Here is a 17,681-nt window from a genome sequence, read left to right as displayed (position 1 = left end):
GATAAGGGCTTTCTTCTTATGGAAGCCCTTTATTTTTTGTTCTTAACCATTACAAACAGTAGTACAATTAATGCTGAATAATTTATCAGTAAGGAGCATTTTCATATGGACAAGAGTAAAATCGACGCCTCCTACCGTCGCTTGCGCCTACAAGTCTTTATCGGTATTTTCGTTGGCTACGCCGGTTACTACCTATTAAGAAACAACTTTTCAATCGCTATCCCCGGATTAATCAAGGAGGGCTTCTCAAAGGGGCAATTAGGACTGGCCCTCTCCGCCGTCTCCCTCGCTTACGGAATTAGTAAGTTCGTGATGGGGATTGTTTCCGACAAGAGTGATGCCCGAATTTTCTTGCCCCTCGGCCTACTGCTGGTTTCCTTAACCAACTTAGCCTTCGGTTTCATCCCCGCGCTAACCAGTAACATCACGACCATGTTCATCGTCTTGTTCGTCATCGGTTGGTTTCAGGGGATGGGCTGGCCCCCGTGTGGCCGGATTTTGGTCCACTGGTTTTCCCTCAACGAGCGGGGTGGCAAGACCGCCCTCTGGAACACGGCCCATAATGTCGGCGGTGGCTTAATGGCACCCCTGGCCAACTGGGGGATTGTCTTGATTGCGGCAAGTTCCCTCGGTATCAAAAGTTTTAACGGGGCCTTCATTATCCCCGCCATTGCTGGAATCGTAATTGCCGGAATCGCCTTTATCCTGATGCGTAACAGTCCCGAATCGGTTGGCTTGCCACCAATTGAGGAGTACCGTAATGATTACCCAAACAAGAGTCACCAGCTAAACGAGCACAACTTTACCACCAAGGAGCTCCTGTTCAAGCACGTCCTCAATAATAAGTGGGTCTGGGTCATCGCCTGTGCTAATATCTTCGTCTACCTCGTCCGTTACGGAGTGGAAAACTGGGTACCAACCTACCTGACCGAGGTAAAGGGAATCACTCTTGGTAGCGCTAGCGCTTCCTACCTCTGGTACGAATTAGCCGGAATTCCCGGTACCCTACTGGCCGGTTGGGTTTCTGACCATGTTTTCCACGGTCGGCGGGGTCCGGCTAGTTTCTGCTACATGGTCCTGGTAACTGTCTTCCTCGTGGTCTACATGTCCGCTAATAGTCTAGCAGTGATTAACGCCGCCCTGGTGGCAATTGGCTTTTTGATTTACGGTCCAGTCATGTTAGCCGGCCTACAAGCCCTTGACCTGGTGCCAAAGAAGGCCGCCGGGACTGCTGCTGGGTTAACTGGCCTTTTTGGCTACTTCTTCGGGTCCTTCTCCGCCAATGCTGTCCTCGGCTGGGTCGTTGACATGGCCGGCTGGCACATGGGCTTTGTCCTGATTCTAGTTGCCAGTATCGTCGCCTGCCTGATTTTCTTGACATCCTGGAACGTTCGCGGACAAGAAGCCGTTAAATAAAGTTAATGAACCTAAGGCAAAAGGAAGCTGAAAAAGCATTGGAGCACTCCGATATTTTTTCCAGCTTCCTTTATTTTCGATTTGTACCATAATTTCTTTTTGAATTTTTGACAACTCCTGGTACTGGTTCATCATCCATTTAGTATAAATCATCTTCTGACTGGGTTTAGTTTCAGTCACCTTTAGTACGGGAACGTCGTTTTTCTTTGCCAAGGCAACTAAATTTTTGACGACCCGGTCACTCGCCTGGGTATTATCAACAAAGAAAGCAATCTGATGCTTACAAATTACCTACTGAAACTGGTGAATATCCTTTGGCGAAGGATCTTTACCGTCCTCAACAGCCTTTTCAAAGTGCTTATCCATGACTTGGTATCCCATACTTTCTAAAGCATAGTCGAAAACTGGTTCACTTACCGCAACTTCCTTTTTCTGTGGGTTAACTTGCTGCTTATCCTTAGCGATTTCTTGATCTAGGGGCTTAAGGGAAGCAATATACCGGTGCGCATTAGCGCGATACTCCTTAGCATGGTCAGGATCGATCTTACTATACTGACTGGCTAATGCATTTGCTAATTGCTTGACGGTTGTCGGCCGATACCATAAGTGTTCATTATCACCATTTTTCTTGCCGACTACCTTACCGACATTTACAACCTTAGAGTCCTGGTTGCCGCTGGATTTGGCCAGCTTATTCATCCAGTTATCATAACCAGCACCGTTTTCGATTACAACATTGCTCTTGGCAACTTCCTCCGCCTGCTTAGCGCCTGGCTGGTAATCATGAGGGTTAACCGAGGAACTGTTAATAAAAGATGTTACTTGACCATGCTGGCCAGCGACCTGCTTAGCAACTTCGTCATAAAAGTTCAGCCCGGTTACCACCCAAATTGGTCGTTCACTGTTAGCAGACACTAAATTGCCTCACCCACAAACGAAGCAGGCCACTACTGCAATACTAATAAATATCTTTTGTAATTTACCCATAAAATACTCCTTTCATTAATCGTAATTATTACGATTAATGAACTGAAATTTTACACGCTGGCGATTTAATGTCAATATGGTTTAGAATTGGTGTCCACTAAATTTACGACAAAAAAGGCAATAAAAAATTAAAGCATCTATAACAAAATTAATTATTACAGATACTTTACATCAATCAGTTAAATTAACGCCGGGCCATTGCCTCGTCGTAATCCTTAGTACCAACGTAAACTACTTTGCCATTAATGACCAAGCTTCTGGGAACATGGAGTAGTATTTAGGATATTATACCTGTATTCAAGGTACCTAACTTACAGAACTCCACTCTTTTACCATGGCTAGTTCCTAGCCAACGGCTTTTAATCCTTGATGTAAGATATTAACTGCCGCATTAATATCGCGGTCGTGATGGGTACCACAGTTTGGGCAAGTCCATTCACGAATTTGTAACGGCTTTGGTCCGCTATGGTAACCACAATGGCTACAAATTTGGCTGGTATAGTTTGGTTTAACAGTTACTAATTTCTTGCCATACCAGGCACATTTATACGCCAACATGGTCCGGAACTGATACCAACTGGCATTTGCAATCGATTTAGCTAGGCAATGATTTTTCTGAAGATTTTTGGCTTTCAAATCTTCAATGACAATTACGTCGTATTGCTTAACCAAAGTTGTTGTTAATTTATGCAAATAATCTTTGCGCTGGTTCGCCACCTTGGCTTGGTAACGGGCCTTTTGTTGCTGTGCTCGTTGCCAGTTTTGTTAATCACTTAGTTCTTTCTTAATGGTTTTGTGGTTATGGTTCCATTGACAGACAGCAACTGTCGCCTGATGTTTCCGTTGGGCATACTTGCTTTGCCACTTGGTTGCTTGCTTTTCCGCCCATTTAGCATTGAAGGTTCCATATTTAATTCCATCAGAACTAATGGCTAGATTAGCGATGCCAACATCAATTCCGGCGGTTCTTCCCGTCTTCCTTAAGGATTCAGGAGCCTCAACCGCTACTTGTAACAGATAGTAGCGGCCGGTGGGCTCAAGGCAAACCGTATAGCACTTGATCTTGCTATTAGCTAACCGGGTTGTTTTACTGGTCCGAATACTGCCCAGCTTAGGTAATCTCACCCGCCGTTTAGCAAGCACCCGACAAACTGACCGCCCCGTATAAGCTTGCCGGGTGGAACGACGTGATTTGAAACGTGGATAGCCACCCTGATGCTTGAACAGTATCTTAAAGGCTTGGGCAAGTTTGTGATTAACCACGAGGAAACTGGTTGAGTCACTAGCCCTAAGGAATGGGTATTCCTGTTTGAGCCTCTTCAGTAGATAATTCATCCCGTATTCATTGACGAAGTGACTACCGGGATTATTTTGATACCGCTCTTTGGCCATTGCCAACATTTGGTTCCAAACAAAACGATCGTTACCAAACATCTGCCACAACTGTTCCCTCTGCTGGGCATTGGGATATAGACGAAGTTTGATTCCCTTTATAATTTGCGCCATTTTCACCACAATCTTTCATCATTGGCCAGTCAATAAAGCTAATTAATAACTGAACACCACTCTCTGTTAAGGATATTATATCATATTTCAAAACATATGTTCGATTAAAAACTAAAAAAGAACACCGCCGTTGGGGACGATGTTCTTACTAGCTTAACAAGCATTCAATTCTAGTGGTAAAGGTCAAAGCGGCCCTTAGCAAAGAGCTCCTTGAAGCCCCCTAATTCCATGAGCGACTTGTTCATGATCATCTTTTTGAGAACCGAAGCAGGGTAACCCTTAAAGGAATGACCACTAACCTCCCCGAATGCCCGGGTGTTACCAACTGAGGCAACCGTCCCCAGTGACTTGTAGGTGTAAGCGCTCGGCCGGCTGCTTCCCTTTACACGGGCAGCAATGTCTTTGGCAACGTAATTAGCCATCGACAAGGCAATCTGTGCCGTGGTTGGGTACGGCCGTTTACCATCTGGCGGCATTACCGCTGCAACGTCCCCGACCATGTAGAGTTCATCGTCTTGTGGGGCGGTCAAGTGACCACTGTCCATTACCCGACCCCGCCGTTGCTGAAGGCCAGATTCGGCCACTACTGGACTGCCGCTGACCCCGGTCGTCCAAATAATGGTATTCCCTTGAATTTCGTGCAGTGGGGTCCCGTCTTCGTCATTGACCCCCTTATAAAGAACGGTTCCCGGCTTGATTTCTTGAATCAGAGCCTCCGTAATAACATTGATGTCAAGCTTCTTCAACAGGTTAACACCATATTCAGCTAGGTTGTCGTTAAACATTGGCAACAGTCGCTTCGAAGCATCGATAATGTCAATCGTTACCTTATCAGGGGTCACCCCGGCAAGCTTAGCAAACCGTGGACGGGCATCAGCCAGTGCCCCTGCCAGTTCGATTCCCGTAAAGCCAGCACCGCAGATAACAATCTTCAGGTCAGCTGGGTCCTGGCTCTGCTGATAATCCTTCATCCGGTCAATAATATGGGCATGAATTGCTTCGGCTTCCTTGACGCTGGTCATCGACAGGCTATTCTCCTCGGCCCCCTTGATACCAAAGGTTTCGGAAACAAAGCCTAACGCAAAAACACAGTAATCATACTTAAGCGGCTGGTGGTGCGCTAACTCAACCGTCTTTTCCGCTTCATTGACCTTTTCAACATGGTCCAGCAGCAAGGTGGTCATCTTTGGATTTAAGACATCCGCAATTGGGAAAGTAATCTTGCTGGCCGGGAGGTTTCCTGACGCTACTTCATGCAAGTCAGTGGCCTCGTAATGGTACGAATTCTCGTCAACTAGGGTAATTTCTACCTCACCTTGACACTTCTTTTGTAACTCAACGACTGTCTTTAGGCCAGCATAACCGGCCCCCAATACAACTACCTTTTTCATCATTTCTCCTCCATTCTACAAAAGTATGCCAACCCAGTACATTAATAGCTGGGCGACTGATCCGACTAAAAGTATTTTAACACCACAGATAAAGGTCTCACACTTAATCTGCTTGTGAACAAGTAACTTGTTCTGGTGATAAGTAAAAGGTACAATAACTAATGATAAAATAACTGTCCATGGGGCAATCTTCAGTAAAGGAGAAGCGACAATCACTAAGAAGGCGATAACATTCTTGACACTAAAAGCAATCAAAGCATTCCGTTTACCGATGAAATGGACAATTGTTTTACGGTGATTATCCTCATCCTCTTGCGCATCACAGATGTTATTAGCTAACATAAGGTTAGAAATCCATAATTCATCTGGCAGGGCGATGACGAAGACCCGCCATAAGGTTGCCCAATTCCACTGAAATTGTTGGTAAGCATTGAGGTAGACGCTTAAGAGGACAATCATGAAGCCCATCGTAAAGCCCGATGCTAATTCACCAAATGGTAAGTTGGAAATGGGATGGGGCCCCGAGGAATACAGAATCCCGATGGCAAAGCAAAAGATTCCCATCCACAGTACCGGCCACCCGGCTAGGTAAACCAGGTAGAGACCAAGTAAAGCGGCGGTTGCCGTGAAGATTACCAACAGTCCTAATACCAGGTGGGGTGATAGGTTTTCCCGACCGATGATGTTGGTCTTTTGTTTGTAGTTCTGTTGGTCAACCGCGTGGTTGTAGTCATTGTAGTTATCAAGCATATCAACTGCCATGTTAAATAGGAACATCGCTACAAAGAAAATAAGTGCCAACAGCCAGTTGATAGAATGAAAATAATACAAGCTAAAACCCATCCCCAAGAGGAAGGGGACAACGCTTGCCGTCTTGGCCTTAATTTCGACAAGCTCTAAAAATACATTTAGTGACACCAAATCACATCCTTTCGGTATAATTATAACTAAAGCATTTTTGATTAAAAGGAAAATTATTACAATGAAAAATAGATGGCAACATTATCCACTAATCAGCACACAGCTCCAGGCAGTCAATGACTGCATCCACCAACGGATTATCTGCGATAACCCGTCCCTAGAAACAGCCCTTTTAACGATGGCCGACAACGGCGGCAAGTACCTCCGCCCCGCTCTCTTGTTGTTAACGGCCCGGGCTTGCAACCCCCAAAACGGCGCGCATGATGACCGCTTAGTGAAGGTCGCCGCATCAATTGAGGTCCTACATATGGCAACCCTAATCCACGATGATATCATCGATGACTCACCAAAAAGACGGGGAGCAGTCAGCATTCAGGCCCGCTTTGGGAAGGACACCGCCGTCTATGCCGGTGACCTGCTCTTCACGGTCTTCTTTGACCTCCTGATTGAAACGATGCCGGGGTCTAGCTACCTCACCACCAACGCTCGCAGTATGCGCCAAATTTTAAACGGCGAGCTGGGACAGATGGGACAGCGGTTCAATACCCAGCAGGGACTCAAGGACTACCTTAAAAACGTTAACGGTAAAACCGCCGCCCTCTTCCGCTTGGCCGCCCGGGAAGGTGCCCACTTTGGCGGTGGGGACGAGCGGTTGACCGGACCTGCTGCAAGATTCGGGCAAAATCTGGGAATCGCCTTTCAAATGCTTGACGATATTCTTGACTACACTGGCGGTCAGGAACTGAATAAGCCGGTTCTTGAAGATCTCGCTACCGGTGTCTATTCCTTACCCCTCCTTATGGCCCTTCAACAACCGGCTACGGCCACCAAGTTAAGTCCGCTGCTGGCTAAGAAAAGACAAATGACCCTCGCTGATATGCAGAGGGTCCAAGAAATTGTCATTGCGTCGGACGCGGTCAAGGCCAGTCGCCAATTAGCCAGCCGGTTCACCAATAAGGCAATTGAGAACCTCACCAAGCTTCCCGATAACCGGGCCCGCCGCCTTCTTCACCAGATGGCAACTCAACTGCTCAAGCGTACCATGTAAAAGCCAATGTAAAAGCCAATTAGGGATTACAGTCCCTGATCGGCTTTTTTTAGTTCACGGTAACGGGCATTGTTAGTCCACAATTCGGCCGGCTTACCGTGCATCTCAAGTTTACCATCTTCAATAAAGATAACCTGATCAAAGCGTTCAATCCCTTGGAGGTGGTGGGTAATCCAGATCAAGGTCTTTCCCGCCAGCTGGTTCAGGATTGTATCAATGACCGCCTGTTCTGTGATAGGGTCCAGCCCAACGGTTGGTTCGTCAAGAAGAACCACGGGGGTATCCTTGAGCAAGATTCGAGCAAGGGCTAACCGGTGACGTTCACCACCGGAGAAGCGGAGGCCGGCTTCGTCAACCTTAGTTTCGATACCGTGGGGCAAGGCCTTAACCATCGGCGCGAGGCCGACCCGCTTGAGGACTTCCCAGACCTGGTCGTCACTGGCATCTTCGTTACCAAGGCGGATGTTATTTGCAATTGTCGTGTTAAAAAGGTACGGCTGCTGGTTGATAACCCCAATGTAGTCGGCAATTTGGTCACCAAACTGGCTGGTGGCAACACTATTTAGCGTTACGGCACCGCTGGTTGGTACCCGGTCACCCCGCAAAAGCGCCGCGAGGGTACTCTTCCCCGCGCCACTCTTTCCCAGGATGGCCAATTTCTCACCCGGCTTGATTGTTAGGTCAATTCCCCGCAGCACGGGCCGTTTTGTGTGGGGATAAGTGTAATGGAGGTCTTTGACCTGAATCTCATACGGCTCAGCCAATTGGGGAACATTCGTCGTGGCAGCTGGTTGCTCAGCGTTCAACCCGTTCAAGCGGACAAGCGACTTAGTGTAGACATTGGTCTCCTGGGCTGCCGCCGGGAGGGGGGCAACCGCATCAATTAGGGGAAAGATTGCCAAGACAAAGGCCGCAATCCAGTTCGCTGGACCACCCGGTTGGCCCCCAAAGCGGGCAGCGCCCCAGAGAAGGAGGCTGACCGCCATCAAGAGGACCAGCATCTGCACGAGAAAGTCACGCAGTCGTTCAAAGCGGTGCATGGCTTTTTCGACCGCCAGCACCTGAAGTTCGTTTTCGTCATGAAGCTGTAAGTATTCCTTACCCCGACCAGCAAGGACCCAGTCACCAACCCCCAAGACGTTATCAGTAAGGTTGACGTAGAGGTCATCCTTGACCTGCTTTTCGTATTCCTGCCGGGCCCCGTTCACCAGGACCGACCACAGGGGGATGGCAACTATCATCAGGGCAAATACCAGGAGCATCCACAACCCCATTAAGGGAGAAAGAATCCCCAAGGCGATGACGATGATGGTAAACAGACCCCAGGCGACCAGCATTGGGAAAATCGTCCGGAGGTAGAGGTTTTGGATATGGTGGACGTCATCGGATAACAGTCCCAAGATATCACCTAACTGGTACTTGCTGTTAAAGATGGTGGCGTCCTCTTCCAGGCTGTCATAAAGCTTCTGACGAAGGCGCGAGGTCATCTTGAGAACCCAGTTATGGCTGACCAGCCGTTCAACATAGCGAAAAGCAGGGCGGGCAATCCCGAACGCCCGGGTCAGAACAATTGGCACGTAGACGAGAAGGATATTTTCTGGGTGGGTCGCCGACTTACTAATCAAAAAGCCAGCACAAAACATCAGTCCCCCACCACAGACGAAGGTGACAATTCCTAAAGAAATTGCCAGGGTAAGCGTCTTGCGGTAGCGGTGCAGGTACGGTCGCACCCACCGGTCGTGCTTGAGGGCCCTTAAAAGTGGTACTTTTTTAAACATTTTCCTTTTCACCTTGCATTTCGTTCATTAGCCGGGTAAAGTAACCTTTCTTCTCCTGGAGCTGGGCAAAGGTCCCCTGCTCCACCAACTCGCCATGGTTCATCACTAGGATGTAGTCCATCTGCTTCATCCAGTGTAGGCGGTGGGTCGCAAAGAAGACTAACCGGTGTTCCATCAGCGGAAGCATCCGCTTTTTCAAGTCCATCTCGGTCTCAATATCTAGGTGGGCGGTCGGCTCATCAAAAATCATCACCCGCCGTTTTTTATCCAGAAAGGCCCGGGCGAGGGCAATCCGCTGCGCCTGTCCCCCAGAAAGCACCCGTTTGCCGTTGCCAATCACGGTGTCAATTCCTTCTGGTAGGTCGGCTAAGAGGTCATCCAAGCCGACAACGTGGATAGCTTGGCGGACCGCATCGTCACTAACGTCCGGTGTGTAAAAAGCGATGTTATCCCGCAGGGTGGCCGTAAAGACATACGGGTTCTGGGGAATGTAGAGGAGTTGCTGCTTCCACTCCGGGATATCTAGCGTTGAGGCTGCCTGTCCCTGAACCGTCACTGTCCCCCCTGTTGGCGTCAAGAAACCACTGAGGAGGTTAATCAAGGTCGTCTTACCGGCTCCACTCATCCCAATGATCCCCACCTTCTGGTAACCCTGAATTGCCAGGTTGAAAGGCTTGATCGTTGTTCCGTTAGGATAGCGGAATTGTAAATTGTCAACCGTCAACTGGTCCTTAGCCGCCCAGGGATGAAGGGGCAGGTCGACCGTCTTTTCAGCGGGAGTCGTGATCAGCTGGTGAATCTTTTTAAAGGCGTTCTTACCGTTTAGAGTGGCGTGAAAGTCCCCCGCAAAGTTACGAATCGGGAGAAAGTATTCAGGCGCTAAAATCAGGACCGCTAAAGCGGGAAACAGGTTGATGGTCCCGTTAATCAGGCCAAAACCGAGGTAAACAGCAATTACGGCAATGGAAAGAGTCGTAAAGAAGTCCAGGGCAAAAGTAGACAGCATTGCCACCTTGAGGACCCGCATTGTCCGGCCCCGGAACAGTTCACTAGAACGGAAAATACTTTTGGAGTACCGCCTACTAAGGCCCAGATATTTCAAGGTGTCAATTCCCCTTAAGGAATCAATGAAGTTGTTGGACAGCTTCTGAAAGTTACCAAACTGCTTTTCCGCCCGGGCCTGAGCGGCGTGCCCAAGAATAATCATGAACAGCACAATCAGGGGGTACATAATCAACAAGATAAGGGCGGACTTCCAATCCAAGAAGGCTGCGGCAATCAGGACCAAAACGGGAACAATCATCATGGTCATGACCTTTGAGAAAGTCAGCTTGACGTATTCGCGAACCTCGCTAATTCCGTCCACAACCATGGTGATCATACTCCCCGTCCCCTGCTTTTGCACCAGAGCGGGGCCCATTGCAAACAGCTTCTTCAAAAGTCGCTTCCGGAGGCTTTGCGCCGTTTTGCCGGCATAGTCATCCAGCCAACGGTTACTTAACCAGGCCACCAACTGGCGACCGGTAAAGCAAGCCGCAAATGTCAATAATAGCAGGTAGTTCAATGTGTGGCCAGCCCATAAGCGAGTAATAACCGCACTGAGGGCGAGCGCCTGACCAATAATTAAAAAGGTCTGCAGAACATCAAGTCCCGCAAGCCTTTTACTGATTGATTTAGCTCCCGCGAGTTGAAATAGCTCTCGATCAATCATTAATTAGCCTCCCCAACTTTAGGCATCTCGATCCGTTTCCGGAAGATCCAGTATGCCCAAATGGTGTAAGCCAGTACACAAGGTACCAGAATAACTGTCGCAATCGTCATCACAATTAAAGTGTAATTAGATGAAGATGCACTTTGGATAACAAGGTCAAATTTCGCACTGATTGAAGAAATCATTACCCGTGGGAAAAGGCCACAGAAAATTAAGGCAACCAGTGAAACGAGAGTTAGACCACTTGCTGCAAATGCGTACCCCTGCTTATTCTTGAAGGTCGAAACGTGGGCCCAAACAGAGAAGCCAACAATCAGGGCCAGGCAAAGCAAGGTTGCAACGGGGTGAACCTTGATAAAGTCAGTTTGGAAAAACAGCAGCAAAGCAAAGACCACTTCACCAACATAGAGGACCCAGTAAAGGACCTGGGCAAAGTTTTGTGCCCGCTCAGAAACGGGGCCCTTGGTCTTTAAGGTGATGTAGTTTAAACCGTGCAGGTAAGTCAGCAGGGCTAGGGCAATTCCGCCGACAATTGAGAACCAGTTAAAGTAGTCAAAGAAGTGGGCATGAACATTACCAGCAGCGTCAATTGGCATTCCTTTAATCATTGAGATAAACATTACCCCAAACAGAAATGGTACTAAGAAACTGCTGAATGCCATGATCCGGTCCCAAACCGGCTTCTTTTCATCCGCACTCTTAGCACGGAATTCGAATGAGACTCCCCGCAAAATCAGGCCAACCAGAATAAACAAAAGAATCAAGTAGTAGCCAGAAAAGAGGGTTGCGTACCAGTATGGGAAGGAGGCGAACATAGCTCCCCCGGCAGTAATCAGCCAAACTTCGTTACCGTCCCAAACCGGGCCAATTGTCTTAATGATTTGGCTCTTCTCACCTTCGTCATGGGCGAGTGTTCCAACGGCCATCCCGACTCCGTAATCGAATCCATCCAAGAAGAAGAAGCCAGAGAACAGGACGCCAATTAACAAGAACCATAGTGCTTGTAGAAATGACATTTAGAAGGCCCCCTTTGCAAATGGATCAGTTGCTTTCTTATCGGCCTGAGCAGCATCCCATTCAACCGGGTCGTTACGCAGGAAGCGAACGATTAGGGCGATTAGGACAATTGCTAAGCTGGTGAACAAAACAAAGTAAATGATGTTTGACGTCAGTAGTGAAGCAACAGAGACGTTTGGCGAAACACTCTGCTTAATTGTGAACAGGCCATAAACTGTCCATGGGGCCCGCCCAAATTCGGTAATGAACCAACCAGCGGTGTTAGCCAGGAATGGTGAGAATGTAAGAATGGCCATTATCCATAACATCCACCGGTGATTGTAAAGTGTCTCCTTGCCGTGCCTTGTCATTACCAGACCGACAATTGAAACTAGGGTAAGCAATGCAGCAAAACCACACATTACCCGGAAGCTCCAGAACAAGGTGTTAACTGGAACATAGTAGTTCATCTTTTGCCCATCGATGTGGGTGCCATACTTCTTTTCTAATTGAGCGTTAACTTCTTCCATCCCGGTGACAGAACCAGAAGCCTTGTGGTAGGAGAGCACACTCAACATTACTGGAATTTCAACTTTACCATTGACCTGGTGGGTCTTTGGATTAGCAATCCCAACTACCGTCCATGGTGCTGGACTCTTGGTCGTCTTGTAAACCGCCTCGGTAGCGGCAAACTTCATTGGTTGTTCTTTGATCAAGTATTGCATCTGCATGTCCCCAGCGGTGATAGAACCGAGGGAGAAGATCAGAATTAGCCAGAGACCAATCCGCATTGTCTTATGATAGATTTTTTTATTTTCATCAGACAGTGACCGCTTTTTCAACAGTTGAAAGGCTGTCAAACCGGTAATAATAGTTGCACCTGTCAGGAGTGCCCCCATTAAAACGTGGCTAAGTTCAAAGAGCAGTTGTGGATTAGACAGCAGAGCCCCAAAGTTAACCATTTCGGCCCGACCGTTACGAATTGTAAAGCCCACCGGGTGTTGCATGAACGAGTTGGCCGTCAAAATCCACAGGGCACTTGTAACCGTCCCAAAGACGATCATCCAAATGAAAAATAAGTGCAGGCCCTTCTTAACCCGGTCCCAGGTAAATACCCACAGACCGATGAAGGTCGATTCGATAAAGAATGATAGCAATGCTTCGAAAGCCAGTGGTGCTCCAAAGATATCACCCATGAACCGTGAATAATCAGACCAGTTCATCCCAAATTGGAATTCTTGAATTAGTCCAGTTACGACCCCAACAGCAAAACTTAGCATGAAGATATTACCCCAGAACTTAGTCATTTTCTTATATGACGGGTTCTTGGTGCGGTAATACATTGTTTCCATAACTGCGACAACGAAGACCGTCCCGATGGAAAACGGGACGAAGAAAAAGTGAAAGACCGTCGTCATCGCAAACTGGAACCGCGCTAAACTAACAATATCCATTGTTAATCCCCTCCAGTAAACAAATAACTTATCACATGTTTAACAATAATTGCTTATTACATGTTAAGTGTACAACTCATAGCGCTTTCTTTCAAGCAAGATTAAAATATTTATATTGGAACTTCTTTATTTGTTGATGGGGTAACCTGTTTTTCTTAAACGTTGGCTCTAGGAAATGTTAATATTCTGCATTAATATTAGTCAGATACTGCCTAAATAATGATGATTTTTAAATAGCATACTATAAGCGAAATACGGTTTTGTAACATTTAGCAACTGATCATTATTTACTAAATTCGGTCCATTATTCCCCCTACACTAATCCCGCTGATAGTTAATAACTTGTTTAGAGCCGTATTTTTAAACAACAAAAGAGGCTGACGATTACTCGCCAACCTCTTTTAGTTAAATTGATAAAATGACTACTTAAGGGTAACAGTAGCACCAGCGGCTTCAAGCTTTTCCTTGATGTCGTTAGCTTCGTCTTCCTTAACGTCTTCCTTGATAGCTGAAGGAGCACCGTCAACCAGGTCCTTAGCATCCTTCAGGCCGACACCAGTGATGTCCTTAACAGCCTTGATAACCTTAACCTTAGCTTGACCAGCTTCAGTCAATTCAACAGTGAAGCTGTCCTTAGCAGCAGCGTCACCACCAGCAGCACCGGCAGCAGCTACTGGAGCAGCAGCAGAAACGTCGAATTCGTCTTCGATTGCCTTAACAAGATCGTTAAGGTCAGAAATTGATGCTTCCTTTAATGAAGCAATGATAGCATCCTTATCAAAAGCCATGTTTATTTCCTCCAATATTTAGGTAATTAATTTTGATTTGATATTGAACCAATATACGGTAATTATGCCGCTTCGTCTTCCTTGTCGGCAACGGCCTTGACTGCACGGGCAATCTTGCGCATTGGGTCTTGCAATGCAGATGCAAGCATGGACAGCAGGTCTTCGCGACTTGGCATCGTAGCGTATTCGTTGATTTCGTCGAGTGTCTTAACAGACTTTTCGATGAAGCCACCCTTGATTTCAAGAGCGTCGTGGTCGTCAGCGAACTTCTTCAGAATCTTAGCTGGGGCAATTGGGTCTTCGTTAGAGAAGGCAACAGCAGTTGGGCCAACAAAAGTACTCCGTAGATCTTCGTAATCAGTGCCTTCAACAGCCCGGTCAAGAATCTTGTTCTTGATAACGGACATCTTAACCCCGGCGTCACGAAGTTGCTTACGTAAGTCAGTAACTTCGGCAACCGTCAAACCACGGTAGTCAACAACGATGGCTGATTCAGCGTCGTTAATCAAATCAACAGTTTGCTTAACGATTTCAGCCTTCTTTGCAATAGCTGCTTCACTCATGAATTTCACCTCCTGCAATGTATTTTTGATCGGATTTATAAAAAAATCCCTATGACCGCAGACATAGAGAAGGAATTTTCATTTCTTCCTCGGCAGGTACGAATTAAGGCTTATGCCACCTGAGTCTTAGGCAGAGTCATATTTAATCAACTTTAGTAGTATAGCATATCACTAGAATTCTTGTAAAGGACTTTCCTAAATAATTCAAACTAGCACGCCCACCGGATAATTGCTGAAAGAATTCTTTCGCTGGCATGGCCGTCTCCGTATGGGTTATGTGCGGTACTCATTTGCCGGTATGCTACTTTGTTATCGAGTAAATCCGTTAGCTGTTTAACAATGTTTGCATAATTAGTTCCCACTAATTTAAGAGTCCCCGCAAGGGCTCCCTCAGGCCGTTCTGTCGTATTACGCAGCACTAGTACTGGCTTATGCAAAGCAGGTACTTCTTCTTACACCCCACCAGAATCACTCATCACCAATAAAGAACGACTCATAATATTATGAAAATCGACAACGTCTAAAGGCTTAATCAGGTGAACCCGGGGTCCCCGGCAAACACTTCATTAGCGACCCTTTGAACAATTGGGTTTAAGTGAACGGGATAAACAACATCTAAGTCAGGACGGGAATCAACAACGTCCTTAATGGCTTTAAATGTTTCTTTCATCGGCCGTCCCCAGTTTTCACGGCGGTGCATTGTCAATAAAATAATTCGGTGACCAGGAGCAATCTTTTCAAGAAAAGGAAGGCGATTGTTGGGGTTAATCGTGTACTTTAGTGCATCAATGGCCGTATTACCGGTTATGGTGATTCCTTTTTTGTGATTACTGCAACGAAGATTTTTAGCACTTGTCGTGGTTGGGGCAAAATAAAGGTCTGCAAGGTCATCAATCATTTGCCGATTCATTTCTTCCGGGTACGGCGAGTATTTATTCCAAGTTCGTAGGCCCGCCTCGACATGGCCAATCGCGACTCGGTTATAGAAGGCCGTTAGTGCAGCAGCGTAAGCAGAACTCGTGTCTCCATGGACAAGCATAATTGCCGGTTGCTCTTTTCGAACAATGGGTTCTAGCTTCTCCATCGTCGCTATGGTTATCTGTGCCAAATTCTGCCCTGGTTTCATAATCTTCAAATTATAATCAGGTTTTATACGGAAAATATCTAACACTTGTTGAAGCATTTCGGCATGCTGACCAGTTGATACTATGACTGGCGTAAAGCGGTTATCAGCAATTAACTTTCGAATAACTGGCCCCATTTTTATTCCTTCAGGTCGGGTTCCAAAAACAGCCATAACCTTTATCCGCTTCATTACTTTTTCCCCTTTCAAAATCAGCTTTTTCCGTGCTCTGTCTTAATCCATGTATTCTCGTGAAAAATCCACCGCCAAAACGCCATGATAATACTAAAAAAGAGAATAACGTAAAAATACGAGACACCAAATGGTAGCAACAAGTACTGGCACCAAGATATTGTTGGCTCGTCAAAGTGATGAAGGTCATGGCGGTAGAAGAAGCTAAAAACAATTCCCCATAATAATGAAAAAATCGCAACTAGTCCTACTAATGCCACCAAAGCTAGGCCAGGTAAATTACCAAATAGCATCCTTAAATGAAAGAAACTGAACGTCGTCAAAACGATAATTGCAATATCGGTTAATATATTAATCCACGGTTGACAAAGGAAATAATAAATTCCTGCCTTTTGTGCCAATTTTAACCGCCTGCTCCTCATAATCAGTGGTAAATATTTAAGGCAATTAAGGTCTCCTTGAACCCATCGACTACGCTGCCGAATAAACTTTTTCAAAGAAGACAGTGCTTCTTGGTAAACATATGTCTCCGTCATATAATCAACATGCAGTCCCTTAAGTAGCATCTTAATAGTCAATTCATAATCATCTAGTAGGGCATTCCCCCAAGGATGTGGACCAATTTTGGCCGTAATCGGCCCTAAACGAAAAAATTGTCCATTACCGCTTAATCCAACAGTTCTGGTATACATCCGCTTATCTGTGTCATATGGTTTATACTAAAAAATTCGATATCCTGAAGAATCTGTAGTTCCGATTTAAAATGGGGATACATTTTTACCCGCATTTGACAAATATTGCCAGCTGGTGAAGAAAAATAACCGTTTAGTCGCTGCGCGGCATTGGATGCCAATTCAGCATCCGCATCAACCACACCAACAATCGCTTTATCAGGTGAAATTGCTTGCTGCTTAACCTGCTCTCTAATGTAATCAAGGGCGAAATTCAATACATCTCCCTTTCCTGTATGGGCATTGGGTAATTGACGTTGGAGCAAGTGTAAACGGGGATTTTTAATTTGATGAATTTGTGTCACTGAACCATCGCTACTAGCATCATCAACTACAACCACTTCAAATTCGGTAAAGCGTAACAAATGCTGGAGTGTCTGCTTGATGACCGCCTCTTCATTAAAGCATGGAACAATAACAAAATAGCGAAGGCCTTTTTCAATCTGGCTTGTTACTTGATTACCAGCAAATGCAATGTAGTCTACTGGATATGAAAATGACCGAAAGAAAATACTAATAAAGGTATAAATCAAAAAAATAAGGAGACTAAGCATCCAGACACCTGTGAAGAAATATACCAACGTGGCTTACCTCCTCAAATTATGGCGAAAAGCAATCCAGAAGGCAAAGCTAATCGCTAACGCTATTCCAATAATCACCAGTAAAATAAGAAGAACGACCGCTATCAACGGCTTCCCAATTGCATTCAGTAATGAAAGCATCACTTAATTTCTCCCAAGTTACAAGTCATACTCCACATAACTAATTTTCGCAACTAGTTTATCGACTAATTATATAAATGTCAAATCACCAATTATCAATCTCTAACCAAAATTTTGCCGATAGCAATTATATACCTGTTAATCCAGGAATAATTGCTATATTTTTGTCTAAGCAATTGATCAATAAAATAAAAGGAATCGTGCCAAAGAAACTGAGAAAAGCTTCATTTTCCCGAATGTTGTACCGTAATTACGGAATAAGACTATGAACAAAAGACGATGCTTTCAGCATCAACTGCCGTTCTGTGCTAGCCGTCCAGAAACCGCCACTTATTTTCTATCTTAACGGTCCTT

The 17,681-nt window shown here is 46.1% G+C and carries 13 protein-coding genes, 2 pseudogenes and 1 other annotated feature; of the genes and pseudogenes, 2 read left to right on the top strand and 13 right to left on the bottom strand.

The genetic code is table 11. The annotated features are described in order from the left end of the window. Positions 1–105 precede the first annotated feature (105 nt). Positions 106–1,416 carry a phosphoglycerate transporter protein PgtP gene (gene pgtP / locus KZE55_RS02520; RefSeq protein WP_222259005.1) on the top strand — a complete coding sequence of 437 codons (1,311 nt, stop codon included), beginning with the start codon at positions 106–108 and terminating at the stop codon, positions 1,414–1,416. Between the two features lie 291 nt (positions 1,417–1,707). On the opposite strand, the gene KZE55_RS10220 is transcribed toward pgtP, so the two are convergent. The 4 genes and pseudogenes from KZE55_RS10220 to KZE55_RS02500 all read right to left on the bottom strand — a co-directional run bounded on the left by KZE55_RS10220 (position 1,708) and on the right by KZE55_RS02500 (position 6,218). Then, on the bottom strand, positions 1,708–2,331 hold the full coding sequence (locus KZE55_RS10220; protein WP_261313290.1) for a metal ABC transporter solute-binding protein, Zn/Mn family: 624 nt from the start codon (positions 2,329–2,331) through the stop codon (positions 1,708–1,710). A gap of 417 nt (positions 2,332–2,748) precedes the next feature. Continuing rightward, positions 2,749–3,909, bottom strand: a pseudogene (locus KZE55_RS02510) (RNA-guided endonuclease TnpB family protein). Positions 3,910–4,079: 170 nt separating this feature from the next. Further along, complete coding sequence (locus KZE55_RS02505; RefSeq protein ID WP_222259003.1) at positions 4,080–5,300, bottom strand: NAD(P)/FAD-dependent oxidoreductase; 1,221 nt, start codon at positions 5,298–5,300, stop codon at positions 4,080–4,082. 15 nt (positions 5,301–5,315) lie between these two features. Further along, positions 5,316–6,218: a prenyltransferase gene (locus KZE55_RS02500; protein WP_222259001.1), complete on the bottom strand. Its 903-nt coding sequence runs from the start codon at positions 6,216–6,218 to the stop codon at positions 5,316–5,318. A 64-nt stretch (positions 6,219–6,282) separates the two neighbouring features. On the opposite strand from KZE55_RS02500, the gene KZE55_RS02495 reads away from it, so the two are divergent. Continuing rightward, a complete protein-coding gene (locus tag KZE55_RS02495) occupies positions 6,283–7,269 on the top strand; it encodes a polyprenyl synthetase family protein (RefSeq protein ID WP_222258999.1) in 987 nt (328 codons plus the stop codon). Between the two features lie 26 nt (positions 7,270–7,295). Here KZE55_RS02495 and cydC read toward each other — a convergent pair whose 3' ends face one another. The 9 genes and pseudogenes from cydC to KZE55_RS10210 form a co-directional block, all read right to left on the bottom strand. Continuing rightward, entirely contained in the window at positions 7,296–9,047 is a 1,752-nt protein-coding gene (gene cydC / locus KZE55_RS02490; protein WP_222258997.1) for a thiol reductant ABC exporter subunit CydC, read from the bottom strand. Next, positions 9,040–10,758 carry a thiol reductant ABC exporter subunit CydD gene (gene cydD, locus KZE55_RS02485; RefSeq protein ID WP_222258995.1) on the bottom strand — a complete coding sequence of 573 codons (1,719 nt, stop codon included), beginning with the start codon at positions 10,756–10,758 and terminating at the stop codon, positions 9,040–9,042. Before cydD ends, cydC begins: the two co-directional genes overlap by 8 nt. Continuing rightward, entirely contained in the window at positions 10,758–11,774 is a 1,017-nt protein-coding gene (gene cydB / locus KZE55_RS02480) for a cytochrome d ubiquinol oxidase subunit II (protein WP_222258993.1), read from the bottom strand. Before cydB ends, cydD begins: the two co-directional genes overlap by 1 nt. Further along, positions 11,775–13,208 carry a cytochrome ubiquinol oxidase subunit I gene (locus tag KZE55_RS02475; RefSeq protein WP_222258991.1) on the bottom strand — a complete coding sequence of 478 codons (1,434 nt, stop codon included), beginning with the start codon at positions 13,206–13,208 and terminating at the stop codon, positions 11,775–11,777. A gap of 422 nt (positions 13,209–13,630) precedes the next feature. Then, entirely contained in the window at positions 13,631–13,996 is a 366-nt protein-coding gene (gene rplL / locus KZE55_RS02470; protein WP_047769204.1) for a 50S ribosomal protein L7/L12, read from the bottom strand. A 62-nt stretch (positions 13,997–14,058) separates the two neighbouring features. Further along, positions 14,059–14,559 carry a 50S ribosomal protein L10 gene (gene rplJ / locus KZE55_RS02465; protein ID WP_222258989.1) on the bottom strand — a complete coding sequence of 167 codons (501 nt, stop codon included), beginning with the start codon at positions 14,557–14,559 and terminating at the stop codon, positions 14,059–14,061. Between the two features lie 31 nt (positions 14,560–14,590). Continuing rightward, positions 14,591–14,708 (bottom strand) — a sequence feature (ribosomal protein L10 leader region). Between the two features lie 60 nt (positions 14,709–14,768). Beyond that, positions 14,769–15,874 (bottom strand): annotated as a pseudogene (gene wecB / locus KZE55_RS02460) (non-hydrolyzing UDP-N-acetylglucosamine 2-epimerase). Positions 15,875–15,894: 20 nt separating this feature from the next. Beyond that, the gene (locus tag KZE55_RS10215) at positions 15,895–16,566 is read right to left on the bottom strand and encodes a glycosyltransferase family 2 protein (protein WP_261313289.1); all 672 of its coding nucleotides are present in this window, start codon (positions 16,564–16,566) and stop codon (positions 15,895–15,897) included. Then, positions 16,542–17,186 (bottom strand): glycosyltransferase, encoded by a 645-nt coding sequence (locus tag KZE55_RS10210; protein WP_261313288.1) that lies wholly within the window; start codon positions 17,184–17,186, stop codon positions 16,542–16,544. Before KZE55_RS10210 ends, KZE55_RS10215 begins: the two co-directional genes overlap by 25 nt. Positions 17,187–17,681: the final 495 nt, after the last annotated feature.

The organism is Limosilactobacillus panis (genome assembly GCF_019797825.1).
Classification (GTDB): Bacteria; Bacillota; Bacilli; order Lactobacillales; family Lactobacillaceae; genus Limosilactobacillus; species Limosilactobacillus panis_A.
This window is presented reverse-complemented; position numbering and strand designations above follow the sequence as displayed.